This window comes from Chryseobacterium sp. SIMBA_028 (assembly GCF_046535285.1).
Taxonomy (GTDB): domain Bacteria; phylum Bacteroidota; class Bacteroidia; order Flavobacteriales; family Weeksellaceae; genus Chryseobacterium.
This window is the reverse complement of the sequence record NZ_JAWRWZ010000006.1, coordinates 36,100-60,753: the sequence shown is the minus strand read 5'-3', so window position 1 is coordinate 60,753 and position 24,654 is coordinate 36,100. Positions and strand designations below refer to the sequence as shown.

Below are 24,654 nucleotides of genomic sequence, written 5' to 3'. Positions count from 1 at the left end.
AATCATTAACAATAACCATGAAAAAACTTACAATCTTATTACTGTCCATTGTGACAGCATCTACCTTATGTGCCCAATCTCTGCAGTTTTATACAGGCAAAAGAGATTTTCTTCCGATTGAAATCCTTATGGAGGATGGAAGTACGAAAAAGGGAGTTGCGCAGGATTTTACGCTGCCCGATGTTGCAACATTCCAGTTTATAGGAGGAAATAGTGAGAAAAGTGCTCATTTGGATAGGAAAGAAGTGAAGTTCAAATCCTCGAAAGAAGATAAAAACATACAACTGATTCCGGTATCTGATATCAAAAGTCTTATGTATACTAACGAGGATACCCATGAAGTTTTTCAACTGGATAAAAGAATTGTAAAGGAGATCAATAATGACTTGAAAATGGAATCAGAAGGAAGAGTATTAATGCTTCCTTTGATGGAGAAAGGCCCCATTAATCTTTATGGGTACAGAAGTATGATGTGCAAAGCAAACTATGGAAATAATTTCGCCACAGGATTTGATGGAAATGAGGACACCTGCCAGTTGACCTATGTCATGATTTACCTCAGCAAGCCTGATGACACAGTGGCCGTTGCTCCGGTAGATTACAGTTCATTAAGCCCATTGGCGTTATTCAATATGAAAACACTCTATAAAAAGTTTTATACAGCTTATGAAATTGTAGGTGCCGACTGTCCTGAATTTCTGAAAAAAGTAGATGAGGCCAGAAAGAATGAATATTTTTCCAATAAAACCTTTAAGGAAAATAAAAAAGAATCCGATGTGGAAAGAAAAGCAATGGTAAAGGGAAAAAAAGGAGCTGAAGCTGCAAGAATCAATATGCATTACAAAACTGAGTTATACACCAAAATGTACAAAAAACTCCTTGATGATTATAAGCAGTCATGCCCTTAAAAAAATAGTAGAAAAGTTCACTGATACAGTGAGCTTTTTATTTTTCAATAAGACGATCTACAAAAAGTTAAACCATGCTTTTTATCCAAAATATTCTTTCAGTTGTTTTTTATAGGTTCTTCCCAGTGGAAGCTGCTCCCCACCTTTCAGATAAATTGTGTTCGAATCATATGAACTGATATGTGAAAAGAGAACAATATATGATTTATGAATTCTTATGAATCCCAGATTTTGAAAATTTTCTTCAAAATTAGACATCCTTTCCAGAATCATATATTTTTTCAAATGGGTGATCAAAATAATATATTCTCCAAAGCCCTGAATCCATTTTATATCTTGTAGTAGGACTTTATTCATGATATAGTTAGACTTAAACATGATAAAATCTTCCTGCTTTTTGTCTTCGGCAGACTTCTTAAACTGTAAAAAATCTTTTGCTTTATAGACCGCTCTTTTAAAGGTTTCAAAATCTACAGGCTTTACCAGATAATGTACAACATCCAATTCAAATGCCTTTACTGCATATTGAGTTTCTAACGTAAGAAATATACATAGTGGTGTATATGGTAGTTTTAACAGAAGGTCAATCCCGTTGATATAAGGCATATTAATATCCAGAATAACCAGATCTACCCTATTCTTCTGTAAATATTGAAGAGCTTTTTCCGGATTCTGAAATACCTCCAGCAAATCTATATCTTCTATCTGCTCACAATAATGCCGGATAAGCTCTAATGCCGGATATTCATCGTCCACTCCTACGATAGTAAGGTTTGCCATTATAATTTAATTTTTAACATCGTCTCGTATGTATTATTTTCAATTTCCTCAGATATAAAAGTAAATCTTTCTGGATAATATTTTTCCAAAATACTGATGACTGCTTCATTTCCCAATCCATTATCATTAAAGTTGCCCATAAGATTTCGGTTTTGTGCTACAGAATTCTTTATTTCAAATAAAAATTCCTGATTTTCTATTTTATAGTACACTCTGATAAAGCTATTGTCCTCAATTCCTACCGCCGAATGTTTCAGAGCATTCTCAAATAAGGTCAGGCAAACAGAAGGCGGAACCTCAATGAGTTCCAATGTTTCTTCATCTTCTATTGTAAAATTGATATCCAACAAATTATTATACTTTAACTGATAAAGTCCTATCAGGGATTTAATGGACGAAAACTCCTGCATAAGCGTAATTTTCTCCTTATTGGTATCATAAATAACATACTGCAACAGCCGGCTGAGCTGCAAAATAGATTCAGAGGTATTCTCGGATGGATTAATACTTTTAGAATAAATATTATTAAGTGTATTCAGCAAGAAATGAGGGTTTAGCTTCGATTTCAAAAGGTTCAGATACAACTGATCTTTTTCCTCACCCAATTCTTTAAAATCCTGCTCTATCAAAAATTTATCTTTCGTGATCCCCAGAAATGAAGCCACAAGTATTACAATCCCTTGGGCAGTGTATACATTATACAGAAATTTTGTATTGGAAAGGGTTTCATTAAACTTCATGTGGAACACTGCAGGCTCCAGTAAAATCCTAAAAAGACTTGAAACTAAAAAACAGATGAGTGCATACAAAATAAATTCAGGATACTTATTGGCAAGATAAAACCTGGGGACAAGATAAAAATAGACCAGATAGTAAATTCCAATATTGAAAATTATAACAAATAATACAGACCAGATGAGTTCCGGGACATCTAAAAAGTAGTTTTCGGTGAAAAAAGTGATGATAAAAAAGAATAAAAAGAATAAAGCATGCTGAAATTTCAGCAAAAAGCCCCAATGATATTTCATCAGCTTTTTCAAAATCCTACCATTAAGTAAAATCCTAAAAACCAATAATATAAATACAATATTTATAATAAAAAACATCTAAAATATTCAATTTTCAATCTTTCAAATATAAGACCTTTTTCTCCCCGGATTGCAGTTCACTGATAAAAACTGCCATTGATTGAAAAATAAGTTCACGGGTGTTTCTTATAAATATATTTGAGAAAGCAGGATATTAATTCAGTATTACATGAAAATTAAATTATCGTTACTCGCCTTTCTCCTACTGGGGCTCAGCCAGTTTACCTATGCTCAAAGTAGAGACACTTATAATATGTGGTTCCAGTACCTGATGTCTGCAAAACTGACAGACAAAAGTACGTTAACAGCCCTTTCCCAATACCGCTCTTTTGATCTGGCCTATGACACCAGACTTTTTCTTGTCTCCGCTTATGTGGATTATGAAGTAGCCCATGAGGTAAGACCTGCTTTAGGAATGATGTTCCTTATTCTGGATTCGTACAAATCTGATAATTCCAAAAAAGAAAGGTATGAAAAAAGGCCTTTTCAACAGGTAAGCCTGGGAGGGAATATAGGAAGAACTTCTATCTCACACCGCTTCCGTGTAGAAGAGCGGTTTATCAGTAATCCGGATGAATTCATTGTAAGACTACGTTACCTTATTTCTCTAAGAATTCCATTCAATAAAGCCGGACAAAAAGAAAAATTCTATGGTATTCTAAAAAATGAAATCAGAATGAATGCCAGCAAGGAAGAAACATTCGACAGTAACCGTTTAACAGCCGGTATAGGAATAAAAACAGGAAAAAACTCAGCCATCGAAGTGGCCTTTATCAACCAGCTGGAAACCGGATCTACCAGCAACTATGCCTACATCGGTTTCCGAAACAATTTTGACTGGAGAAAAAATAAAAATAAATAACTAAAAAATACCCCTTCTTATGCTTACACTCCTCGGATTTTTGATGATCATCATTTTTATGGTGCTTATCATGAATAAAAAGATGACACCCCTTACCGCCTTGGTCATTATTCCTGTCACAGTAGCATTTTTAGCTGGATTCGGACCTCAATTGGGAGAAATGATGAAGAATGGAGTAAAGGAAATAGCTCTCACGGGTGTTATGCTCATTTTTGCCATTCTTTATTTCAGCTTAATGATAGACACCGGACTTTTTGAACCGTTGGTCAATCTTATTTTAAAAGCTGTAGGAGACAACCCTGTAAAGACTACTATTGGAACAGCCATTCTTACTACACTGGTTTCTCTGGATGGGGACGGTTCTTCTACCTATATCATTGTAGTGGCCGCCATGCTTCCATTATATAAAAAACAAGGAATGAATCCTTTGACACTAACCTGCATTATTATGCTGGCCGGAGGAATTATGAATATTTTACCATGGGGAGGCCCCACTGCAAGAGTGATGAGTTCCCTGAAACTAGGACATACAGAAATTTTTGTCCCTATGATTCCTATTATGGCTTTAGGAATTATCTGGGTAATATTTGTGGCCTATATTCTGGGAAACAAAGAAAAAAAACGCATTGCAAAGTATGGAAAATACACCAAATATAGCGCTGGCGATATTGCCGGAGAGTCTGACCCTAAGCTTCTCCGCCCCAAACTGATCTGGGTAAATTTACTATTAACGCTTGTTTTATTGACGGTGATGATATTAGATATCGTTCCATTGGGCATCGCTTTTATGATTGCCTTTTGTATTGCCTCTGTCATCAACTATCCTAAACTTAAAGATCAGCAGAAAATTATTTCAAAGCACGCAGGGAATGCATTATCTGTAGCAGGGATGATTTTTGGAGCTGGCATTTTTACGGGTATTCTGAATGGAACCGGCATCATGCAGGCTATGGGCAACAGCATGATAGATATTGTACCCAAAAGCTGGGGCGGCTCCCTGAATATTATTACAGCCATCTTCAGTGTTCCCCTGACGTTTTTTCTTACGAATGATGCTTATTATTTTGGGATACTCCCTATTATTGAGGCAACGGGGCATCAGCTGGATATTGCTCCGGAAATATTGGGAAGAGCAAGTCTTGTAGGGCAGGCTTCCCATTTATTAAGCCCGCTGGTTCCTTCCACTTACCTATTGGTATCATTAGCAGGGGTAGAATATTCGGATCATTTGAAATACACATTAAAGTGGGCCATCGGATCGTCCATTATCATGCTGATAGGAGCCTTGCTTCTTGGAACCATATGATAAGAATTTGATGAATAATTGTTATCTTCAACTTCATAAATAATAATCAAACCTAAAAATTAGTTTTGTAAAGACAGCCTATTTCTCCAGATGAATCCTCTAGAATCTCAAAAAACATTTACCGGCAGGTACCTTAAAAATCTCACATTGTATGTCTTTACAGCAATGATGGGCGGGGTATTGGCAGGCCACTACTTTCCAGAGCAGAGCATCAAGCTGGGAGTGGTAAGCCGGTACTTTTTTATGATTCTGGAAACACTGATACTTCCTGTTATCTTTATGGCAGTAATGTATGGAATCAGCCAATTGTCTGAAATCAAAAATGCAAGAAATGTGATAGGCCAAACCATTTTATATTTTTTGATCATGAGTTCGGCAGCCATCATGATAGGTTTTATTTTTGGATTAGTGATGCAGCCTGGCTCTGATACTGGAATTGATGTCACCAGAATCAATACTTCTCTCCCTAAAACATTTGAGATTAAAGACAACAGTTTATCTACCCTTTTATATCTTAACAGGCATGGTATTTTTCTTCTACTCTCTATTGTAATAGGAATTGCCATGAACCTTACCCCTCAAAAAGAAAAGTTTCTGAATATACTAGATCGTGGAGGACATATTTTCTATACGGTCATTAAATATCTTTATATCATTCTGCCTCTTATTATTTTTTGTAATATCGCTTATGGTGTTTCGGTATATGGCATCAATACTCTTTTACCTTTGAGTAAAGTGGTGGCTACCGTATATATTGCCGATATAGTATTCATTTTTGGAATTCTGGGGTTTGTTTCTTATCTGTTCAAATTTAATCTCTGGAAATTTTTATTGAACATTAAGGAAGAAATTATTCTGGTAATGAGTACATCGTCCTCCAAAACAGCTTTTCCCTTAATTTTTGAGAAAATGGAATCTGAAGGATACAGCAGAAAAATTTTAAGATTTATTATTCCTTTGGGATATAATTTCAATCTTGCCGGAGCTTGTATCTACCTTTCTGTCACCTGTTGTTTTCTTGTTCAGTTTTATAATATTTCACTGAACATTCAAGATTATATAGGGTTGTTTATTATTATTTCCATGACTTCAAAAACAGCCTCCGGAGTACCGGGATCAGGATTTCTGGCCCTGATTTTCACCTTGAACCGATTTGGAAAAATCCCATTAACAGATATTGCCCTTCTTTACAGTGTAGATCGTTTTATGAATGAAGCCAGATCCGTCACCAATTTTATTGGGATTGCAGTTTCAGGAGCTATTATTTCAAAAATCAATCAGCCTTCAAAAAATCATGTAGGCTAAAAGTTCCTGTATAAAACAAGATCATTACATTCATTTAAAACACTAGTAATCAATATTTTTATTTCACATTCACATTTTTTGTTAATTTAGTTTCACAGAAAAAATCAGACTGATTTTAAGAAAGCTAAACAAGAAATCATGAAAAGTATATTTCTAACTGTTATTATTTTCCTTTCAGGATTTAATTTCATCCATTCACAAAATAAAACTGATGCTCAGCAACATACAGTTGAACTTCGAAAAGTACTGGATACCTTTATGTACAGCTTAAAAGCCAAAGACAGCACTAGCCTGTACAAGTTATTTTATGACGGACCTGTCACCTGGGTTGGTGTATATAAAGATAAAACACAGCAGAAAAGAATTGAGAAAGACCCCAAATCCTTAGATCGTAAAACAGCAGATTATAAATCATGGTTTAGAAGTACAACTAAAGGATCTACAAAGGAAGAAAAGTTTTCTAATGTAAATATTGATACGGATGGCAGCATAGCTTCGATAACATTTGATTTTAGTTTTTGGGCCGGCGGAAAGAAAGGTTTATGGGGCAAAGAATCCTGGGGGCTTGTGAAAATTAAAAATGAATGGAAGATTACGAGCGTGATATTTTCAATGGAGCAGGAAAGTATTTCTCCAGAACCTCAAAGAGAATAAATTGCAACTTTTTAATAATCAGTATAACTAATTATTAAAAATATTATGAGAGCATTTTTTTTCTTGTGTTAATGAGCAGCACTCATTTTTTTTCGCGGCAGCAGCTTACTCCTAAAAAATTACTAATTTTCAACCCGTACAACATTCATCTTTTAATAGGATGAGAAATATAACTCTTCTCTATAATAAAAGCAAAGTAACCGGATATTACCTTGATAAAAAGACCCAGCAGAAAGAAGATATAGAAATTCCTGCAGAAAATTACTTTGACAGCAGCAGCTACCCTATGATGACCCGTTTCTTACCATTGAAGAAAATACTACCACAGAGTTTTCTATTTTCGATTATAATCCACGGCTAAAAAAGGAGTCATGAAAGCCTACATTCTGAAGGTCAAGAAAACCGACCTGAATGGCAAAAAGGTCTGGGCGGTAAAAACCACCGATGATATCAGTGATAACACCACAAATCTCACCTATTACATTGATCCCGAAACAAGAAAGATCATGAAGCAAGACATAGATATGAATGAAAAAAAAATGTATCTGGAAACCATTACGCAAAATCATCAAACTGATAACCAAACATTTAATTAAAAAATAAATTCTAAAAATATATCACAGATTAAGGAAAAAGTTTTATATTTGAATGAAGACTTCAACACCAAATGTCAAAACCCTGATTGACTTTAAATGCTCAGGAACTGTACAAACTAAACATTATTAACTATGAAAAATGCTAAATTATTAAGCAGAGACGCACAGAAAGTAATCAATGGCGGAGCAGCAGGACGCTTTTGCTGCGAGTACAATTACAAGGGACAATGTATCCTATGGATCGGTCCGGGACAGCACTGTCCATAATAAAATCAACTCATAACATACAAAAATAAAAGTCGGAAAATTCCGGCTTTTTTTATTTTTCTGCCAAATTTTCACATTCGGAAACAAAAGTCTGCCATTTCATCCACCAGTGCTGCATGGCATACATTTAGAGTCTTACTAGACAGGAATAATTAAAAAATAAATATATTATGTCAGTAAACTTTAAACCATTAGCAGACAGAGTATTGGTAGAACCAATTGCTGCAGAAACTAAAACAGCTTCAGGTATTATTATCCCGGACACTGCAAAGGAAAAGCCGCAAGAAGGTACTGTAGTGGCAGTAGGTCCTGGTAAAAAAGATGAGCCTACAACTGTTCAGGTAGGTGACAAAGTTCTTTATGGAAAATATTCAGGGGCTGAATTAAAGTTAGAAGGGAAAGACTATCTAATCGTAAGAGAAGCTGATCTATTAGGAATCATCGGGTAAATCTGTACGTTGTACAATGTAAAATGTACAATGTATTCATGACTGATAAAAAATCAAACATTAAAAAGTAAATCAAGTACATTGTACATCGTACATTGTACATTAATACAAGAAAAAAATGGCAAAAGAAATAAAATTCGATATTGAATCAAGAGATGCTCTAAAGAGAGGGGTAGATGCATTGGCTAATGCAGTAAAAGTAACTTTAGGTCCTAAAGGTAGAAACGTAGTAATCGAAAAATCTTTCGGTGCTCCTCACGTAACTAAGGACGGGGTGTCTGTTGCAAAAGAAATCGAACTTGAAGACAGAGTAGAAAATATGGGTGCGCAAATGGTAAAAGAAGTTGCGTCCAAAACTAATGATATTGCAGGAGATGGTACTACTACCGCTACTGTATTGGCACAGGCTATCGTAAGAGAAGGTCTTAAGAATGTAGCTGCTGGTGCTAACCCAATGGATCTTAAAAGAGGAATCGATAAAGCAGTAACTGCAGTTGTTGAAAACCTAAAAACACAGTCTCAAACTGTTGGAGATTCTACAGAAATGGTGAAGCAGGTTGCTTCAGTTTCTGCTAACAATGACGAAACTATTGGTGCATTAATCGCTGAAGCTTTCGGAAAAGTGGGTAAAGAAGGGGTAATTACTGTAGAAGAAGCTAAAGGTATTGATACAACAGTAGACGTTGTAGAAGGAATGCAATTTGACAGAGGGTACCAGTCACCTTACTTCGTGACTAACCCTGAGAAAATGTTAGCTGAACTAGAAAACCCATATATCCTTTTAGTAGAGAAGAAAATTTCTTCAATGAAAGAATTACTTCCAGTTCTTGAGCCAATTGCACAAGGTGGTAAGTCTCTATTAATTATCTCTGAAGAAGTTGAAGGTGAAGCTTTAGCTACTTTGGTAGTAAACAAACTAAGAGGTTCTCTTAAAATTGCTGCTGTAAAAGCTCCAGGATTCGGAGACAGAAGAAAAGCAATGTTAGAAGATATCGCAATCCTTACAGGAGGTCAGGTGATCTCTGAAGAGCAAGGTTTCACTATGGAAAACATCTCTTTGGATATGCTTGGAACTGCTGAGAAAGTAACGATTGATAAAGACAACACGACTGTTGTAAACGGTGGTGGTGACGAAGCTAAAATCAAAGGAAGAGTATCTCAGATCAAAGCTCAGATGGAAACATCTACTTCTGATTATGATAAAGAAAAACTTCAGGAAAGATTAGCTAAGTTAGCAGGTGGTGTTGCTGTACTGTACGTAGGAGCAGCTTCTGAAGTTGAAATGAAAGAGAAAAAAGACAGAGTTGATGATGCCCTACACGCTACAAGAGCAGCTGTTGAAGAAGGTATCGTAGCTGGAGGTGGTGTTGCTTTAGTAAGAGCAATCTCAGCTTTAGAAAACCTTACTGGAATTAACTCTGACGAAACTACAGGGATCAAAATCGTGAAAAGAGCAATCGAAGAGCCATTAAGACAAATCGTTGCTAACGCAGGAGGTGAAGGTTCTGTAATTGTTGCTAAAGTAGCAGAAGGAACTGGAGACTTCGGATACAACGCGAAAACTGACGAATATGTTCACATGCTTGAAGCAGGAATCATTGACCCAACTAAAGTAACAAGAGTTGCTCTTGAAAACGCAGCTTCTGTATCTGGAATGCTTCTTACCACTGAATGTGTAATCACTGAAGTGAAGAGCGCAGAACCAGCTATGCCAATGGGTGGTGGAATGCCAGGAATGATGTAACGGTCAGCGACCGAGGCAGATTAATATACTAACCGCTCTATTTTTATAGGGCGGTTTTTTTGTGGTCTTGATATAAAATAGGGTTACAAAAAATATATATAATAACTATAGCTCTATACTATTTACACAATGTGTAAATTTGGGTGTTAGCAGCAACTTTAAGCCAGACATCACTGATCAAAATGGACTTCGACAAATACATAGAAAATACTTTGCCAGACACCGATAGAACATCAATGGACACCATTATTGAGTTCGTAAAAGTGTATAACAAATGGGCGAACGACTGCCATAATTTGGTAAAAAGAGAACGAACTCAATTAGATGAACTTGCAAAAATTGACAGTGTGGCAAGAAAAGTTTTGCAGAGCATTTACAACAAATATTGCACTTCAAAAAACAGACAATATCATAGGGCACATACAGGTTATTTTTTCTATGGTGGGACTTATAACTCAAGCTCTGAAATTGCAATGTGCACAGAATTAACAAAAAATAAAGTAGAAATACAAACACCAAAAATTAAAAACATAGCACCGTCGAAAAAATATATCGTAGTTAAACAAGGGCAAGTTTGGAAAATTGATACCGTTGAAAGTCTAGCAGGAAACAACACATGGACCTCTGATATTTTATAAATTTTTGACAATTGAAATAACTAAGATATGTACTGTTATCGAATTGCTTGGCAAAAAAGAGGCTTGGCAATAGTTGTTAACAACTGAATGTATTATCACTAAAGCGAAGAGCGCAGAACCAGCTATGCCAATGGGTGGTGGAATGCCAGGAATGATGTAGTCTTAACTACTATATATAAACTAAAACCGGTCTATTTTATAGAGCGGTTTTTTATTATATTTGACCCGTAACGATAACCCATGAAAAATAACTTTTTTTCTACCCTATTTATTTGGCTGTTATTAATAGCTTTACCAGAAACAGTTTTTTCACAATCCGCCGACTTTACCATTCAGGATGTAAAGTTTGAAAGTCAAGATATCACTCTTGCGGGCTCCTTTGTAGAACCTAAGAAACCAGTTGCAGCAGTGGTCATTGTTCACGGGTCAGATCCGGTAAAAAGAGAAATGGAATTTGCAAAACGTCTCGCCAAAGAAGGCATTGCTGTATTCACCTACGACAAACGCGGAGTTGGAGAATCTGGAGGTGTATATGTAGGTCCCTCTGTGGGTACCAATAATATAGACCCTGCTAATCTTACTTTACTGGCTCAGGATGCCAATGCAGCCACAGCAACATTTCAAACCTATTTGAAAGATAAAAAAATACCCATTGGATTAGTTGGCTTCAGTCAGGCAGGATGGATCATCCCGATGGCGGCAAGCAAAAACCCAAAAATTGACTTTATGGTTTTATTTAGCGGCCCTACCATTACCACTCTGGAACAACTTCGATTTCAGTTTTATACCAATGGAAACAACAATTTCTGGGAAAATCACACCGAAGCAGATGCCGCCGAGCATACTAAAAATGATCCGGACAAATATCAATTTGTAGCCACCGACCCCAAAACCTATCTGAATACCCTTTCAATTCCCGGGCTTTGGCTTTTTGGTGAAAAAGACATACAGATTCCGGTAAAGTTGTGTATAGAACAATTGAACACCCTTAAAGCACAAGGAAAACCTTTCGAATATGCTTCTTTTCCTCAATTGGGGCACAATACTTCTTCCAGCAATGATACAACACCTATAGATACTGCTGTACAATGGATACAACAGAAAGCCTTGAGTATTAAAAAATCTAAAGCTTCAAAGTAAAACATATATAAACCTGTTTAAAGCAGATCCTTTCGTTACCGCGCGATTGTATATATTTTATATTAGCGCAATGCGTAAATTTGGATGTTGTACGATATTTTGACCGAAAAAAACTAAAAATGAAAAACATATTAATTTTTGCTCTATTTTTTAATCTTTTATCTTGTAAAGCACAAGAATTTCAAAAACTATCTGTTTCAAAAACAGATGATTCCGACCTGTACATTAATGATGATGATTCTACAGAATTATTTTATTATAAATATGTACCAAAAATTAGTATTAAAGGTGTTTTAGTGATTATTCCTTCTGGTGGAGAACTCGTTGAAAATACATTAAAACAAATAACTCTGCCAAAAATAGCAGTTGAAAAAGGAATTATGGTCATTGTTCCATCAATCAATTGGGGAACAGATAATCGAGAAGCAGAATTCAAATTACTTGATAAAATTTTCAGTGAAATTGTTGCAAAGCATAAAGCACCGAAAGATAAATTTATAATCGGAGGCCTTTCAAGTGGTGCAATGATTTCTTTAACCTACGCTGAAAAGGCAACTAAAAATCCGGAAAAGTTTTTTCTAATACCAAAAGGAGTTTTTGCATTAGATGCCCCTTTAGACCAAGCCAGATTTTACAAATATTGCGAAAGAGAAATCGAAAGAAATATTTATCAACCTGCAGTAGATGAAGCAAAATGGATAAAGAATAATTGGGACAGTATTTATGGAGGATCTCCAGATCAATTTCCGGAAAAATATCTGGAAAATTCTATTTATTCTTACGGAGCAAAAGAGGGCGGAAACGCAAAGTATTTAAAAAAAATACCTCTTTTAATGTTCACTGATTTGGATACAGATTGGTTAATTAATCAAAGACATCGTGACTTACATGATTGGAATGGAATTGATATCATCTCAATGATCAACCAATTAAAAATAATGGGAAATGAAAACGCCAGAGTAATCGTTAGTCAAGGAAAAGGAGTTCGATTAGACGGAACGAAAAATCCACATTCTTGGTCAATTATGGATTCCGAAGTTTGCCTGAATTGGCTACTAGAAACATTGGAAAAATAAAAACATCACACAACAGGCGTTTGGCAAGATGGCGAAGTTTGTAGTAAATCCACGTTTACAGTTCGCAAAAAATTCCCCCGCTGCGCAAAGTCTCCCGACTTTGAGCTAGTAATATAACAAAGTCAATCTTTAGAGGTTGACTTTATTTGTATAGTAAGACCGCTCTATTTTTATAGGGCGGTTTTTTTGTGGTTCTCACTTAAATACGGTTTCCCGTAAGGAAATCATATTTTAATATTTTAATTTAGCAAAGAGTATATTAAAAAGTTTTATTTCTAAAATGTTTATCATATGAAAAGTGCACATATTTTACAAAATCTGAAATTACTTAAAGAAGATATGGAAGACAAAGGCTGGGTTATTGAAGCCTTTACATTCAATTATAAAAGTGAAAGTTACATAGTTCTTGTTAAGTTGTATGTTGAAGATGAAAAAAGGCCCGAATATGCACTTTTAAAGCTTGAATTTATAAATGCCAATGACTCCAGCAATACTTTAGTAGTTCCGGCCAATTCAAATCATATCATGATTGACCCTCAAACATTAAGGGAGTTTTTCAATATTAGCTATGCACCAAATCTAGGAGAAATTTTACATCAGTTTTATCTACACTTTTCCAGTTTTATTCCAACTCATGTAAACCCCAATCAACCAGACTATATAAAGAAATTAATGGTTTCTTCACTATCTAAAAGTGACAGTGAGGATCCTGATAAAATATACTGTTATACCGTAAAACGAAATCCTGATAATGAAAAAAGATCTCCGTTCAACGATAATAAAACTCAATTATTAAGATCTACATTATATGCACGATTTAAAGAAGAACGTACAATTAGCTTTTGCTATTCTTTACATCAAGAAAAAGAAAAAACTGATGAAGAAATACTTTTGAATTTTGGGCAAAGAAGATAGATTGCCAGGTAATGTAAACTATTACCGTCACTACCGTACGATTCTATCGTGTAGCTTTGGCTTTTAGATGATGTTATTAAAATGTTTAATTTGTAATACTTAGACCACACGAAAGTATTCACGGTATCGGGGCCTTTTATGGTTTTCCGTAAGGAAATATTATTCTCCTGTCATCCCCGCTGCGCAAAGTCTCCCGACTTTGAGCTAGTAATATAACAAAGTCAATCTTTAGAGGTTGACTTTATTTGTATAGTAAGACCTTGAATAGTTATTCTAAAATTTATATATTTAGAATAAAACAAACACAATGAAAGAGGGTTATATTATAAGAGATCAGGATAAACCTCATTTTATTACTTGTACAGTTATAGATTGGATTGATGTTTTTTCCCGAAAAACCTATAGAGATATCGTTATAGAAGCGCTAAAATATTGTATCAAAAATAAAGGAATGATAGTGTACGGCTATGTCATCATGACTAATCACATTCATTTAATAGTACAATCAAAAAGTCATAATTTATCAGATTTATTAAGAGACTTTAAAAAATTTACCGCCAAAAATATCCTGGAAAAAATCAAAAGTGAACCTGAAAGTAGAAAAGAGTGGATGTTAGAGAGATTCTCAAAAGCAATCGAAACGCATACTAGAAATAAGTGCTATCAATTTTGGCAATATGGGAATCATGCTGAGGAAATATTTACATTACATTTTATTTGGGATAAGTTAAATTATATCCATCTCAATCCTGTAAGGGCTGGATTTGTTGAAAGAGGATATCATTATTTTTATTCTTCAGCTGGTAATTATGTTTTTGGAAAAGGATTACTTGAGGTTGAGATTGCTGAAAATCCAGTCATAGATCCTACTAAGAAAAATGAATTTTGGAAATATAATAATTATGATGAATGAAATAAGTGCTCAAAGTCGGGAGACTTTGCGCAGCGGGGAAGTCAAGAGCACAGAACCAGCTATGCCAATGGGTGGTGGAATGCCAGGAATGATGTAACGGTCAGCGACCGAGGTAATATAATATACTAACCATTCTGCTTTTGTAGGGCGCTTTTTTGTTTTTATGGTTTCCCATAATCAAATTATAACAAAAGATTTTAACTTAGTGAAAAATTATTAATTAACCCTTTATATCTAACTTTCAATTAGTTAGCAAACTAAATAAACATGATAAAAAAAATTATAATTGAGAATATCAAAGGGATTTCAAATAATACTTTTGATTTAGATATTACACCTAATAAACCCAGTATTCTTGTTGCCCCGAATGGGTTTGGAAAAAGTTCTTTTGCTCTTGCATTTAAATCTATGAATCAGCGAAGAATAAAATTAAATGAAGATGACTTACACAAGAATAATATATTACTACAGCCAAAAATTTCAATTGAGTACCAAACTATAGATGGCTCGGTACTCAATTTAGAAGCAACAGCAAATACAAATACAATATATCCACAAATTGATTATTTTGTAATAAATAACCAACTAAAACCCAGAGGTATTGGAAGCCAATATGGAGGAAGAGCAACTGCTGTTTTAGATATTAATAATGTAGTGTTAATCGATAATATACCATCAAATATCTCTTTTCAATATCACCATAGAAGTTACAAACAAAAATTTGGAGTAAATTCGAAAATATTACCAAATGCTTCATCACTATTTCAAAATAAAATTTTAATTGAAAAAATTAGTGAAAATTACTTAGCATTGGAAAGGGCAAACGGATCAACTTTTCAAGCTAGAATTGATGATGTTATCAGCCAAATTAATGGAAACCCATCAAATATGACTGTAGATAGTTTATTAAATTGGGCTAACTCCAATTTATTATCTAATCTACAACAAATACCACATCTAAACACAATTGCATCAATAATAAATGATTTTGATTTAGGATTAGGAAATAATTCAGAAATAAAATCATATTTGGTAGCGATACAATGTATTTGGTTATTTAATGAAAATAGAGAACTTTTTAAAAATGCTTGTAATTATTCAAATTATCTTTTGGAAAAATCAAGATTTGATACTACATTATCACATTTAAACTGCACATGGAAAGAAATTAGGAGCAGTCAGACCAGTGGTCAATTGATTATAAAGTTTCCTAAAGCTATTGACATATCAAATGGACAAAGGGATATATTGACATTTGTTTCCATGCTTTTCAAAGCTCAAAGAAGTTTAAAAAAAGCTTCAAATATTTTAATAATTGATGAGGTATTTGATTATTTAGATGGTGCTAACTTAATTGCGGCTCAATATTATATAACATTATTTATAAAAGAGTTTAAGAATTTAAATAGAAGAATTTACCCTATAATCCTAACTCATCTAAATCCTCTTTATTTTAAAAATTATGCCTTTAGTGATCAAAAAATATATTTTCTTAACAAATCATCAGCTACAATTAATCAAAACCTAATTAATCTTTTACGTAAAAGAAATGATATTTTAATTAAAGATGATGTTTCAAAATATCTTTTACACTATCACCCTAATCACATAAGCAAGAGACCAGAATTCAGAAGTTTAGGATTAAGCGAGTTATGGGGAGAAAATAATAATTTTCAAACATTTTTGAACCAAGAAGTATCAAACTATTTAAATAATAGGCAATATTGCCCATTTGCAGTTTGTGGAGCTGTAAGAATAAAAATTGAAGAAATAGCATATAGTAAAATAACTGCTTCAACATTCCAACAAACATTTTTGAATACATGGAAAACTAGAGAAAAGTTAGATTACGCACTCTCTATAGGAATTTCTTCACCTGAAACTCACTATTTATTAGGGATTGTATATAATGAGGGAATGCATTGGAAAGACCATACTGATAATGTTACACCAATTACCAATAAATTGGAAAACCTAACTATCAAAAACATGATTAGAGAAGTTTTCCAATAAATAAAAATAGTTTTGTCCCTACTAAACTAAATTAGCCTTACAGTATTTTAGAAGTTTAAGAAAACGAAATTAAATCCCCACTACATTAAGTTTCCTGACTTTGTGGCTATAAAATAAAAACAATCTCTTTAAAAATATTGCTAAACTTAAAACTTCAGAGTTATTTTAAATAATCTCAAAAAATAAACCTTTGTTTAGTCTGAAATAAACTTGAATTAAACTATATTCCACTTATCTTATCTTTAGCCATATGAAAGACTACGAAACAACATCTCCATTTGAAATGTTTGAAAGACTAACAACAATTGGAGCTTCCATTTCCTATAAATTTGATGGTCTTTTTGAAAAAGACGAAAGAAAAACCAAATCAACTTATTATTTGGCTAAAGTTCTAAATACGAATATGACTATTATAAATCTTATTAATGGAGGTTTGAATGGTATCGAAAATTATTCAGACTCACTTGACTTATCAGCCACTTATTCTTTATTAAGAAATCAGCTTGAAACTTGTAATGTTTATTGGTATTTAATTGATGATTACTCGACAAATGAATACATGGATTTAAAACTCACAGTTCTTGAATATCATGATACTCTTTCATCACAAATAATCTACAATTCATTGCTCTATACAGAAGAAAATGAAAAATACTTTAAAGAAAAAGAAGAAAAACAATTAATTGAAATTAAAAATAATCCTAATTTTGAATTATTAGACAACAATACAAAAAAGCAAATTATAAATGGTAATAAAAGTACTATTGATACACAGTTTGAAATCATAACTAAAAGACATATTGATTTAAAAATATTCAAAGCATATTATAAAATATTTTCGACTCATATACATTCTTCTCCAACTGCAATTAAAAATTTAGCCTCTTCAAAAATTAATAAGGATCATGGAGAATTTGAAATAATGTTTATGTTTATCTCTCTAAATTACATTAGTTTATTTATTGCAGATATGGTATTATCAATAGTTAAACTTTGGAACCTTAATGACTTAAATGAAGAAGATGAACAATTCCTTAAATTTTTAAGAAACCAATTATAGCAGTCAATAACTTCCCCCAGCATCACAACATCTTTTAACTATTATGCTTAGTTAGATTTTCTCTTTATTTCTATTTCTTTTACGAATTCGTACTTCTCTTCCAAAATCGGTTGTTCTGGCCAAAAATCTTTTGGAGAACACCCCAGAGCTTTTGATATTAAGTTTAAGCTTTTGATATTATATTTCGCTGTTTTAGAATGTGCTTCAACATCTGAAATATAACTTGTGCTCTTACCAATAGCTAAAGAAAGAGAAGTCTGGCTAATGCCTCGCTGTTCTCTTACTTCTTTCACTTTCAAAATTATATATCGCTCTATTTCGTCTAAAGAATCATGCATAATGACAAAGTGAGCCAAAAACAAAATAAAAAACTAAGGACTATAGTCCTTATATATTGAAAATATTATTGTATTTGTAGAAGCCCTTTCTTCACAAGTAATCTTAACTTTAAAACGTCCTTATAAAACATACTCCCAAGTCTAAAGACTTAGGAGTATGTTTTTATTTATCTAATTCAGAATAGTATTCTTCAAAATCAAAAACAATATCAAATAATTCCTTAGGATGTATTCTTAGTCCGGTTGCAATTTCAATGAAAGTACTGAGTTGACAATCAATCTTGTTATTAGCAACATCACTAATTCTTGCAGTCGTAACATTACATCTTTCAGAAACCTTAGAATAAGGAGTATCTCCTTTTATTTCTTTTATTTTTTCTGAGACCATTCTTTTGATTTCATCAGTCTTAAACTCGTTCATAATCGCACTGTTTAGTGCAAATTGGAATTATTAGTATAAATTATCATTACCGAATTCGGTAACATATAGATATTTTTATTATATTTGGAAAAGATTACTCATTAGAGTAATTTTGCGATACTTCAACGAACAATAGAAGCTATTGCTTAGAGTCTCGACTTGAAAACTGGTAATTTAAAAGTACACGAGAGGATAAGTAAACAGCTCACGACCTAGGCGTGAGCTCTCTTATCTGTGTACAGGTATACCAGTACCTCAAGTCGGATATTGTAGAGTCTCATGCCGTTTTTATTTTCATGCTGTTCAGCTTTTCTACAATCATCTTTTTCTAAGCCTGCTTTCCCACATCAAGTATCATGACGCGTTACAATGGAGTGTACAATCCGTTGCGGCCTTAGGGCTTTCTGAAAAACACAAATTTTATCATAAGTTTTTATTTTTTGTCTTGTAGGGCGGGAAGTTCTGCCAATGCTGAACTTCCTCCCTTTTTACAACCCATAAAAAATCGGGTAAAAAAACAAATAGTATTTAGCTAGAGAAAGACTAAAACAAAGCTCAGCTTGCACTGGTATCATGAATTTTCCATGATGCATACACCACTGCACTCAATACCGCCCATTCCTAATGAAAAGAAATGATCCGATCCTTATAGAAGTATTTAATTATAAAATACAAATGCATGAAAAAAACTAAAATCCCCTTTGAAGCCCAATGTTGGGCAGGGAGAACAAAGCACTCCGGAGTACAGTTCATGGAAATATTTTTTCAGTTTAATGATCTGGCAGCCTCTAAAGAGCGGTTAAACCGCATTATGAGTTACGCCGTAAAGAGAAATACCTGGATCAAGGAAGATCCGTCCGCCATCGTTCACTTTCGCCAGTCGATGCAGTCGTTTGTGCGTGCAGGTTATCTCATAACGCTGAAGAAAAAGAAAAGGCGTATCCCTATCCAGTTGAAAAAAACCACTCCCCTGCTACTGGGTTTGCTTTCGGAGAAAGAATACCACAATCCTCTGTTGGTATTCAAAAAAGCATTCAAGGAATACAGCGTCAAGGAATTTGATTATTTTATGTCCGGAATGGTTTATTTCTCCTTGGGAGTGTATGACAATCTTCCGGAAAGAAATATCATAAATCCGTACATCCACCTGATTAAAATGCTGGATGCAGCGCACCTTATTCTTGAAAGGAGAAAGAAAAAATAAAGTAAGTTTTTATAAAATTTTACAAATTAAAAACAATATTACGCCCATTGCATCAGTAGGATAATGATGTAATGCTTAAATTTGGAAGTCAGACGAAATAGTACAACTACCCATGTTTACTGATATGATAAAATTATGGGCTGACCAAAATATCAAACTCAGCCCACCTGCAACAATAGATTCAATTAAAGCAACAGAGGAAATGATTGACTTTCAGTTCCCAAACGATTGTAAACAGTTTTATTTAAAACTGGATGGTTTTGCAGATTGGGACTGGACAAAGAATATGTTTTCGGTTTGGCCATTGACGAGAATTCTGGAAGCGTATCCTAACGAAAGCAACAAGAACTTCATCGTGTTTGCGGACTATTTAATCAATTCACATCACATTGGGTTTGTGAAAGGACAAAAAGGAGTATTCAAAAATTCCGGTGCAGCACCTGAGTTGATAGCAGAGACTTTTCTTGAAGCCCTATTTCTGATCAACTCGGATGCAGACATTTTATATTAAGATCATCCAGCTTCCTGCCACTCGCTACCGCACTATTGTATCGTATGACTTGGGCTTTAAGTTTTAAAGTAAAGAAGAAATGAAAGAAGAAATTACACATCTTGTGGTGAACTGGATTGATATAGATCATCAAAAAATTCTGGTTGGCGCAACCGACAATCAAAGATGGAAATGGGACACGGACGCAGGAATGTCCGGTGCTGATGCGAAGTCTATAGTTTGGGTAACCTTAACGGTTAGTGGTAAGGGCCATGTAGTTTCTGAGCAGGCTCATTTTTTTTGTCATCCGGAAGATCCTACCCGATCTGTCGCCATGTCAAACATAGCGGGGTTGTTCGAAATCGCCTGGACCATCAAAAATGAAAACATGGAAAATATCAATGCTAGAGAAAAGTTTTTTGGAAAAATGATCAATAGTGCGCTTTAGGTTCCCGCTCGCGACTGCACGATTGTATTGTTTGGCCTGGACTTTTAGAGTATATTATTAGAATGTTTAATTTATAATACTTAACCATACGAAAGAATTCGTGCGGCAGTTATATAATTTATTAATCAGTTAAATTTTAAATTACTATTTATTGAATTAAAATACAATTAACTAGCCAACAGGGATTAGTAACAATTAATTATAAAAATACAATTGAATATTTCATAGCTATTAAAAAAAGGTATCTGATTTCAAATATATTTAATTTTAGAAGTTTACAAAAGCATAATCAGGAGAGATCACTCAATTTGGATATTTTATGACATTAGATAATTCAATAGGATTATTGTTCCTTTTTATTTCTTGCTGCTTATTTTTTGACAGTTCATTCCAATTAATATTTTTAATTTCATTTCCTTTTTCATCAACAAAGCTCATTTTAATATTTCCCATTTTCGCCTCCTTATAGGGATCCAGATAATAATTAATATAAATTTGATTAAGTTGGTCTTTGTTTATTTTAACAATATTTTCAGATTTAAAATCTACACTTTGGTAAGGGTCGTAAAAGTCTTTAGTCAGTTTTTTTAAGAAAAAATCATAGTTTCTCTTATCATCATATACCCAAACGATTAAGCCGGGTAATCCTTTAAAAAAAGAAGGGCCTTCAGGAATAGGAATATCTTGTGTAAACCATGCCGTCCATTGTCTATTTTTATATTTCAATGTTGCACTTTGACATTCATAATCACCTATCTTTTTTTTGTCTAAGCTTATTTTCCATTCTAATGTGGGGATTTCCTCTGTAATTTCATATACATCAGTTAATATTCGGTAATATTTTTTCAAATAATTCTTATTTCTTGTTACCGCATAATTAAAGTCCAAAGAATAATATTGCCCAGAAACACCATTTTTACGAATAGAATCACTTTTATATAATTTCTCAGAGTAAAATCTGGAAACATTCAAATCGTAAATATCCAGCAACATCGAATTTTCTTTATTTACCGTCTGTAGAGAATCTGTTTTATATTTAAGTTGATATGTTATTCTTATCTTCTGAGCTTTTCCCAGTTGAATTGCAAAAACTAAAAATACAATATTAGTTAAGGTTTTCAAGTTCATAATATTTAATAGCTTTTAATTTTAAAGGATTAGTACTCCAGTCTTCCCAGATCCCTTTATAGGGATCATAACCACATTTTAAAGGTTTAGAGAAAATATTTTCTGGACTTTCTCTAAACATCCGGCAATCTGTACAAAAATATCTATATTCACAATCTTTACAAACCTCGATCTGATCCTTGGTGATAAACCGTTCTTTTTCCTTTTTTATTTCCTCAGTTAAAGAAGAGATTGAAGTTTTATCTATATTGTTAATAATTTTGTCTGCTGAAGGACAGTTTTTTAAATCTCCATTTGAGGAGATAAATAACTTACCATAAAGGCAGTTATTAACAGCCTTACTTTTAGATATATTATTTATATCATTCAGAAAATAATCCTCCTGAATAATACCACAATACTTTGGGTCTATAATATTTTTTTCGTAATAAATGATAGTGAATAATTTATCATCATTAACAATTGATCTATTTTCCGGAGCATTATAAAAATAAACCGTTTTTACTCTAGGATTTATTTCCAATTTTTTAATGATAGTCAAATCCTGAGGTATCCCATTAAAAGGAATAAGTATTTCAACTGTTTGGATAGAAGAAAATTCTATAAAAGATAAAATTTCATCTATTTTAGCCATTGAATATTCTAAGAATCTGATCTGTATAAAACTAGCTGATAATTCTTCTATCATTCTATAGGCACCTGCTGTATCAAAATTATCTTTTAATTTATGCTCAATAATTACCTCGTTAATTTTGTTAGGTGACCTCCATTTAAATTTTTTCCGGAAATTCTCAGGGGTAATATTTTCGGTAAGATTTCCGAATCTTTCAGTTATTAAAAAAGAAGTTATTTCTGAAAGATTATCTTCTATGAGAAAATAATGCTTTCCGTCAAAAATTTCATAAAACTCTGTTATATCAAGAATTTTATTAAAATGAACATCGCTCAATAGAATGTTTTTTGCTCCTTTAACGATGAAACAGTCCTGATACAATTCAAAATACATTTTCATTTTTCAAATAATTTTAAATCTATAAACGGTGTGCATACTTTATCATATACCTTCACCTTATAATCTATAGAATTATATTTATGAGAAATAACCCTGTGTGGTTCTTTTTCCGAAATGAATTTCTTTAGAGTTCCTGAAAATTCATCATCCAGCAGAAAATGAATGAAATTTATATATTTTTTATGCTGCATTCTTTTAATAATTTTTTAAGTGCAAGTGCAATTTCAATTTCTAAATAGGTATTGTTAAATACAGAATGGTATGTAAACTGACCAACCGGATTTACTTCTAAAAAATAATGTTCATTCCGATTATTGAAGATTAGGTCAACGGAAGCGCAATTCAATTGAAGAGTATCCAATAGCTGATGCAGTTTTTTTTCTATATCTTCAGGAAGCCTGTAAATTTCAAAACGGCAGTCATCATTAGCCACTGAAATGCGATGATCTACTGTTTCATTATCATTGGTAATTATTTTGGTTGAAAAGAATTTCCCTAACAAGTAAAATACCCGAATTTCAAATTGCCTTTCAATTTTTGCCTGTACGAGAGCAGGTCTAAAATAATCAGGAACAACATCCAGTCTATCATTTACTGTAGTAGTCTGCATCGTAATAATCCGATTATTAGCTCTAAAATTAACACAGTTTTCAATTGGCTTTGTAATAAGTTCTTTTCCTAATTCGGCAAGTGTTGCAACTGATTTTTTATTATTCACAATAAAAGTTTCAGGTACTAAAAGCCCACAAGCCTTAGCCGCCTGCATTTGGATAAGTTTATTTTCGGTCATAGAAAGCGGATTAGTCAGCCAAACTACATTCCTCTTTTTTAGTTCAAACAGAAGGTATTCCCGCAATGCTCTGGCTTCAATTAAATTATATTCTACAAGTGAAAAATACAAATTATTTCTAATATCTTTTTTTTGATTTTCCCGCAGAGCATAAGGGAATTTTCGGAACCAGACCACCTTAAAAACATCAATAGGGTATTCACCGATAAATATTTCTCCACTGTTAAAATTAATTTTTAAAACATCATAAATATTATCATTTAGAAGAAAAAAAGGTACTTTGTATACTTTCAGCCAATTCGCAACTTGTTCAGTTGGGGTATCATCTGATTTCGATATAATTAGAATCATAAAAACCTCATTATTTCAGACATTTGAAATCTTTAAAATAGAACTCAACTGTTTCATCAAATGTCGTTTTAGATATTTTAAATGATAATATAGAATTACCACAGTGAATTGTTTTAGTAATGACTTTGTTTGATTCTTTTAATTTTTCAGGAAGTACTTTATTTTCAACCAACAATGCACAATCATATGTTTTATATGTTGAATTTTGTAGATAAAATAATTTATCTCCTTTGTACTTATTTACAGGTTGGTGAAGTCCTTTCTTAATAGAATCAAATTCTCTTTTATTTTGTGCCATATCAAAGCCTCCAAATATCAACATGGTTACATTTAGGGAATCGTTTTTAAAACGATAATAATCTCCCTCTCTCTCAAGTGAATTGTATTTAGATAGTGAACTATACTTATTGGCTCCACAGCTGTATAAAAAAAGAACACATATTGCAATTATTAATTTATACATATATTTAAAATAAGATATAACTACCTCAGATTAATCTGAGGTAGTTAATTTAAGAAAAATTTTTATAAATTAATAAGGTCCATCATTTGTTTGGTCAATTGGCGCTTCATCATCACTTAAATGAGGTGCTTTAACTATAATTTCTTTAATTGATCTTGTAGGAGCCCCTTGTCCACCAAATACATTTTTACCAAAGGTTTTTGTAAAATTACCTAATCCTTTTGCTTCAAGTTTCTTAAAAGATTTTTCTTTTCTCATAATTGAAATTTTTAAAATTTAGATTTTAAAAATAATA

General features: G+C 33.1%; 29 protein-coding genes. 20 read left to right on the top strand and 9 right to left on the bottom strand.

Annotated elements, in window-relative coordinates; all coding sequences use genetic code 11:
* Positions 1-17: 17 nt before the first annotated feature.
* A complete protein-coding gene (locus SCA31_RS09365) occupies positions 18-908 on the top strand; it encodes a hypothetical protein (RefSeq protein ID WP_410696682.1) in 891 nt (296 codons plus the stop codon).
* Between the two features lie 81 nt (positions 909-989).
* Here SCA31_RS09365 and SCA31_RS09360 read toward each other — a convergent pair whose 3' ends face one another.
* The gene (locus SCA31_RS09360) at positions 990-1,688 is read right to left on the bottom strand and encodes a LytR/AlgR family response regulator transcription factor (protein ID WP_410696681.1); all 699 of its coding nucleotides are present in this window, start codon (positions 1,686-1,688) and stop codon (positions 990-992) included.
* Positions 1,688-2,716, bottom strand: coding sequence for a sensor histidine kinase (locus SCA31_RS09355; protein WP_410696680.1), 1,029 nt, complete (start codon positions 2,714-2,716; stop codon positions 1,688-1,690). The genes SCA31_RS09360 and SCA31_RS09355 overlap by 1 nt, the downstream gene beginning before the upstream one ends.
* A 229-nt stretch (positions 2,717-2,945) precedes the next feature.
* Between SCA31_RS09355 and SCA31_RS09350 the strand changes: the two genes are divergently transcribed.
* The 16 genes from SCA31_RS09350 (at position 2,946) to SCA31_RS09275 (ending at position 17,714) form a co-directional block, all read left to right on the top strand.
* Complete coding sequence (locus SCA31_RS09350; RefSeq protein WP_410696679.1) at positions 2,946-3,638, top strand: DUF2490 domain-containing protein; 693 nt, start codon at positions 2,946-2,948, stop codon at positions 3,636-3,638.
* Positions 3,639-3,657: 19 nt separating this feature from the next.
* Positions 3,658-4,944 carry a CitMHS family transporter gene (locus SCA31_RS09345; RefSeq protein ID WP_410696678.1) on the top strand — a complete coding sequence of 429 codons (1,287 nt, stop codon included), beginning with the start codon at positions 3,658-3,660 and terminating at the stop codon, positions 4,942-4,944.
* A gap of 90 nt (positions 4,945-5,034) precedes the next feature.
* Complete coding sequence (locus SCA31_RS09340) at positions 5,035-6,249, top strand: cation:dicarboxylate symporter family transporter (protein WP_410696677.1); 1,215 nt, start codon at positions 5,035-5,037, stop codon at positions 6,247-6,249.
* Between the two features lie 138 nt (positions 6,250-6,387).
* On the top strand, positions 6,388-6,903 hold the full coding sequence (locus tag SCA31_RS09335; protein WP_410696676.1) for a nuclear transport factor 2 family protein: 516 nt from the start codon (positions 6,388-6,390) through the stop codon (positions 6,901-6,903).
* 160 nt (positions 6,904-7,063) lie between these two features.
* On the top strand, positions 7,064-7,264 hold the full coding sequence (locus SCA31_RS09330; protein WP_410696675.1) for a hypothetical protein: 201 nt from the start codon (positions 7,064-7,066) through the stop codon (positions 7,262-7,264).
* A 10-nt stretch (positions 7,265-7,274) separates the two neighbouring features.
* Positions 7,275-7,499, top strand: a complete 225-nt coding sequence (locus SCA31_RS09325; protein WP_410696674.1) for a hypothetical protein — start codon at positions 7,275-7,277, stop codon at positions 7,497-7,499.
* Positions 7,500-7,631: 132 nt separating this feature from the next.
* Entirely contained in the window at positions 7,632-7,766 is a 135-nt protein-coding gene (locus SCA31_RS09320; protein WP_410696673.1) for a hypothetical protein, read from the top strand.
* Between the two features lie 170 nt (positions 7,767-7,936).
* Positions 7,937-8,215: a co-chaperone GroES gene (gene groES, locus SCA31_RS09315; protein ID WP_034696138.1), complete on the top strand. Its 279-nt coding sequence runs from the start codon at positions 7,937-7,939 to the stop codon at positions 8,213-8,215.
* A 118-nt stretch (positions 8,216-8,333) separates the two neighbouring features.
* Positions 8,334-9,959, top strand: a complete 1,626-nt coding sequence (gene groL / locus SCA31_RS09310) for a chaperonin GroEL (RefSeq protein ID WP_219071779.1) — start codon at positions 8,334-8,336, stop codon at positions 9,957-9,959.
* A 236-nt stretch (positions 9,960-10,195) separates the two neighbouring features.
* Positions 10,196-10,597, top strand: a complete 402-nt coding sequence (locus tag SCA31_RS09305) for an NTF2 fold immunity protein (protein WP_410696672.1) — start codon at positions 10,196-10,198, stop codon at positions 10,595-10,597.
* Between the two features lie 240 nt (positions 10,598-10,837).
* Positions 10,838-11,737 (top strand): alpha/beta hydrolase family protein, encoded by a 900-nt coding sequence (locus tag SCA31_RS09300; protein ID WP_410696671.1) that lies wholly within the window; start codon positions 10,838-10,840, stop codon positions 11,735-11,737.
* Between the two features lie 119 nt (positions 11,738-11,856).
* On the top strand, positions 11,857-12,813 hold the full coding sequence (locus SCA31_RS09295; RefSeq protein ID WP_410696670.1) for a hypothetical protein: 957 nt from the start codon (positions 11,857-11,859) through the stop codon (positions 12,811-12,813).
* Between the two features lie 291 nt (positions 12,814-13,104).
* A complete protein-coding gene (locus tag SCA31_RS09290; RefSeq protein ID WP_410696669.1) occupies positions 13,105-13,728 on the top strand; it encodes a DUF6037 family protein in 624 nt (207 codons plus the stop codon).
* Between the two features lie 307 nt (positions 13,729-14,035).
* Positions 14,036-14,641 carry an REP-associated tyrosine transposase gene (locus tag SCA31_RS09285; RefSeq protein ID WP_410696668.1) on the top strand — a complete coding sequence of 202 codons (606 nt, stop codon included), beginning with the start codon at positions 14,036-14,038 and terminating at the stop codon, positions 14,639-14,641.
* Between the two features lie 267 nt (positions 14,642-14,908).
* On the top strand, positions 14,909-16,654 hold the full coding sequence (locus tag SCA31_RS09280) for a hypothetical protein (protein ID WP_410696666.1): 1,746 nt from the start codon (positions 14,909-14,911) through the stop codon (positions 16,652-16,654).
* Between the two features lie 250 nt (positions 16,655-16,904).
* Complete coding sequence (locus SCA31_RS09275; protein WP_410696664.1) at positions 16,905-17,714, top strand: hypothetical protein; 810 nt, start codon at positions 16,905-16,907, stop codon at positions 17,712-17,714.
* A 47-nt stretch (positions 17,715-17,761) separates the two neighbouring features.
* On the opposite strand, the gene SCA31_RS09270 is transcribed toward SCA31_RS09275, so the two are convergent.
* Both SCA31_RS09270 and SCA31_RS09265 read right to left on the bottom strand, forming a co-directional pair.
* Positions 17,762-18,052 carry a helix-turn-helix domain-containing protein gene (locus tag SCA31_RS09270; protein ID WP_410696663.1) on the bottom strand — a complete coding sequence of 97 codons (291 nt, stop codon included), beginning with the start codon at positions 18,050-18,052 and terminating at the stop codon, positions 17,762-17,764.
* 163 nt (positions 18,053-18,215) lie between these two features.
* A complete protein-coding gene (locus tag SCA31_RS09265) occupies positions 18,216-18,473 on the bottom strand; it encodes an XRE family transcriptional regulator (RefSeq protein ID WP_410696661.1) in 258 nt (85 codons plus the stop codon).
* A gap of 679 nt (positions 18,474-19,152) precedes the next feature.
* Here SCA31_RS09265 and SCA31_RS09260 point away from each other — a divergent pair.
* The 3 genes from SCA31_RS09260 (at position 19,153) to SCA31_RS09250 (ending at position 20,615) form a co-directional block, all read left to right on the top strand.
* A complete protein-coding gene (locus SCA31_RS09260; protein ID WP_410696660.1) occupies positions 19,153-19,677 on the top strand; it encodes a hypothetical protein in 525 nt (174 codons plus the stop codon).
* Between the two features lie 124 nt (positions 19,678-19,801).
* A complete protein-coding gene (locus tag SCA31_RS09255) occupies positions 19,802-20,188 on the top strand; it encodes an SMI1/KNR4 family protein (RefSeq protein ID WP_410696658.1) in 387 nt (128 codons plus the stop codon).
* A gap of 79 nt (positions 20,189-20,267) precedes the next feature.
* A complete protein-coding gene (locus tag SCA31_RS09250) occupies positions 20,268-20,615 on the top strand; it encodes a hypothetical protein (protein ID WP_410696657.1) in 348 nt (115 codons plus the stop codon).
* Positions 20,616-20,918: 303 nt separating this feature from the next.
* Here SCA31_RS09250 and SCA31_RS09245 read toward each other — a convergent pair whose 3' ends face one another.
* The 5 genes from SCA31_RS09245 to SCA31_RS09225 form a co-directional block, all read right to left on the bottom strand.
* Positions 20,919-21,737, bottom strand: a complete 819-nt coding sequence (locus tag SCA31_RS09245) for a GLPGLI family protein (RefSeq protein ID WP_410696656.1) — start codon at positions 21,735-21,737, stop codon at positions 20,919-20,921.
* Positions 21,721-22,749: a grasp-with-spasm system SPASM domain peptide maturase gene (gwsS, locus tag SCA31_RS09240; protein WP_410696917.1), complete on the bottom strand. Its 1,029-nt coding sequence runs from the start codon at positions 22,747-22,749 to the stop codon at positions 21,721-21,723. Before gwsS ends, SCA31_RS09245 begins: the two co-directional genes overlap by 17 nt.
* Before the next feature lie 175 nt (positions 22,750-22,924).
* Complete coding sequence (locus SCA31_RS09235) at positions 22,925-23,896, bottom strand: hypothetical protein (protein WP_410696655.1); 972 nt, start codon at positions 23,894-23,896, stop codon at positions 22,925-22,927.
* 10 nt (positions 23,897-23,906) lie between these two features.
* Positions 23,907-24,359, bottom strand: a complete 453-nt coding sequence (locus SCA31_RS09230; protein WP_410696654.1) for a hypothetical protein — start codon at positions 24,357-24,359, stop codon at positions 23,907-23,909.
* 69 nt (positions 24,360-24,428) lie between these two features.
* On the bottom strand, positions 24,429-24,617 hold the full coding sequence (locus SCA31_RS09225; protein WP_410696652.1) for a hypothetical protein: 189 nt from the start codon (positions 24,615-24,617) through the stop codon (positions 24,429-24,431).
* Positions 24,618-24,654 lie beyond the last annotated feature (37 nt).

Coding starts and splice junctions, on each gene's coding strand:
- SCA31_RS09250 (WP_410696657.1), top strand. CDS start 20,268: ATGAAAGAAGAAATTACACATCTTGTGGTGAACTGGATTGATATAGAT.
- SCA31_RS09295 (WP_410696670.1), top strand. CDS start 11,857: ATGAAAAACATATTAATTTTTGCTCTATTTTTTAATCTTTTATCTTGT.
- groES (WP_034696138.1), top strand. CDS start 7,937: ATGTCAGTAAACTTTAAACCATTAGCAGACAGAGTATTGGTAGAACCA.
- SCA31_RS09325 (WP_410696674.1), top strand. CDS start 7,275: ATGAAAGCCTACATTCTGAAGGTCAAGAAAACCGACCTGAATGGCAAA.
- SCA31_RS09330 (WP_410696675.1), top strand. CDS start 7,064: ATGAGAAATATAACTCTTCTCTATAATAAAAGCAAAGTAACCGGATAT.
- SCA31_RS09260 (WP_410696660.1), top strand. CDS start 19,153: ATGAAAAAAACTAAAATCCCCTTTGAAGCCCAATGTTGGGCAGGGAGA.
- SCA31_RS09230 (WP_410696654.1), bottom strand. CDS start 24,359: ATGTATAAATTAATAATTGCAATATGTGTTCTTTTTTTATACAGCTGT.
- SCA31_RS09355 (WP_410696680.1), bottom strand. CDS start 2,716: ATGAAATATCATTGGGGCTTTTTGCTGAAATTTCAGCATGCTTTATTC.
- SCA31_RS09285 (WP_410696668.1), top strand. CDS start 14,036: ATGAAAGAGGGTTATATTATAAGAGATCAGGATAAACCTCATTTTATT.
- SCA31_RS09290 (WP_410696669.1), top strand. CDS start 13,105: ATGAAAAGTGCACATATTTTACAAAATCTGAAATTACTTAAAGAAGAT.
- SCA31_RS09350 (WP_410696679.1), top strand. CDS start 2,946: ATGAAAATTAAATTATCGTTACTCGCCTTTCTCCTACTGGGGCTCAGC.
- gwsS (WP_410696917.1), bottom strand. CDS start 22,749: ATGTATTTTGAATTGTATCAGGACTGTTTCATCGTTAAAGGAGCAAAA.
- SCA31_RS09345 (WP_410696678.1), top strand. CDS start 3,658: ATGCTTACACTCCTCGGATTTTTGATGATCATCATTTTTATGGTGCTT.
- SCA31_RS09360 (WP_410696681.1), bottom strand. CDS start 1,688: ATGGCAAACCTTACTATCGTAGGAGTGGACGATGAATATCCGGCATTA.
- SCA31_RS09235 (WP_410696655.1), bottom strand. CDS start 23,896: ATGATTCTAATTATATCGAAATCAGATGATACCCCAACTGAACAAGTT.
- SCA31_RS09225 (WP_410696652.1), bottom strand. CDS start 24,617: ATGAGAAAAGAAAAATCTTTTAAGAAACTTGAAGCAAAAGGATTAGGT.
- SCA31_RS09320 (WP_410696673.1), top strand. CDS start 7,632: ATGAAAAATGCTAAATTATTAAGCAGAGACGCACAGAAAGTAATCAAT.
- groL (WP_219071779.1), top strand. CDS start 8,334: ATGGCAAAAGAAATAAAATTCGATATTGAATCAAGAGATGCTCTAAAG.
- SCA31_RS09255 (WP_410696658.1), top strand. CDS start 19,802: ATGATAAAATTATGGGCTGACCAAAATATCAAACTCAGCCCACCTGCA.
- SCA31_RS09270 (WP_410696663.1), bottom strand. CDS start 18,052: ATGCATGATTCTTTAGACGAAATAGAGCGATATATAATTTTGAAAGTG.
- SCA31_RS09300 (WP_410696671.1), top strand. CDS start 10,838: ATGAAAAATAACTTTTTTTCTACCCTATTTATTTGGCTGTTATTAATA.
- SCA31_RS09340 (WP_410696677.1), top strand. CDS start 5,035: ATGAATCCTCTAGAATCTCAAAAAACATTTACCGGCAGGTACCTTAAA.
- SCA31_RS09280 (WP_410696666.1), top strand. CDS start 14,909: ATGATAAAAAAAATTATAATTGAGAATATCAAAGGGATTTCAAATAAT.
- SCA31_RS09275 (WP_410696664.1), top strand. CDS start 16,905: ATGAAAGACTACGAAACAACATCTCCATTTGAAATGTTTGAAAGACTA.
- SCA31_RS09335 (WP_410696676.1), top strand. CDS start 6,388: ATGAAAAGTATATTTCTAACTGTTATTATTTTCCTTTCAGGATTTAAT.
- SCA31_RS09265 (WP_410696661.1), bottom strand. CDS start 18,473: ATGAACGAGTTTAAGACTGATGAAATCAAAAGAATGGTCTCAGAAAAA.
- SCA31_RS09305 (WP_410696672.1), top strand. CDS start 10,196: ATGGACACCATTATTGAGTTCGTAAAAGTGTATAACAAATGGGCGAAC.
- SCA31_RS09365 (WP_410696682.1), top strand. CDS start 18: ATGAAAAAACTTACAATCTTATTACTGTCCATTGTGACAGCATCTACC.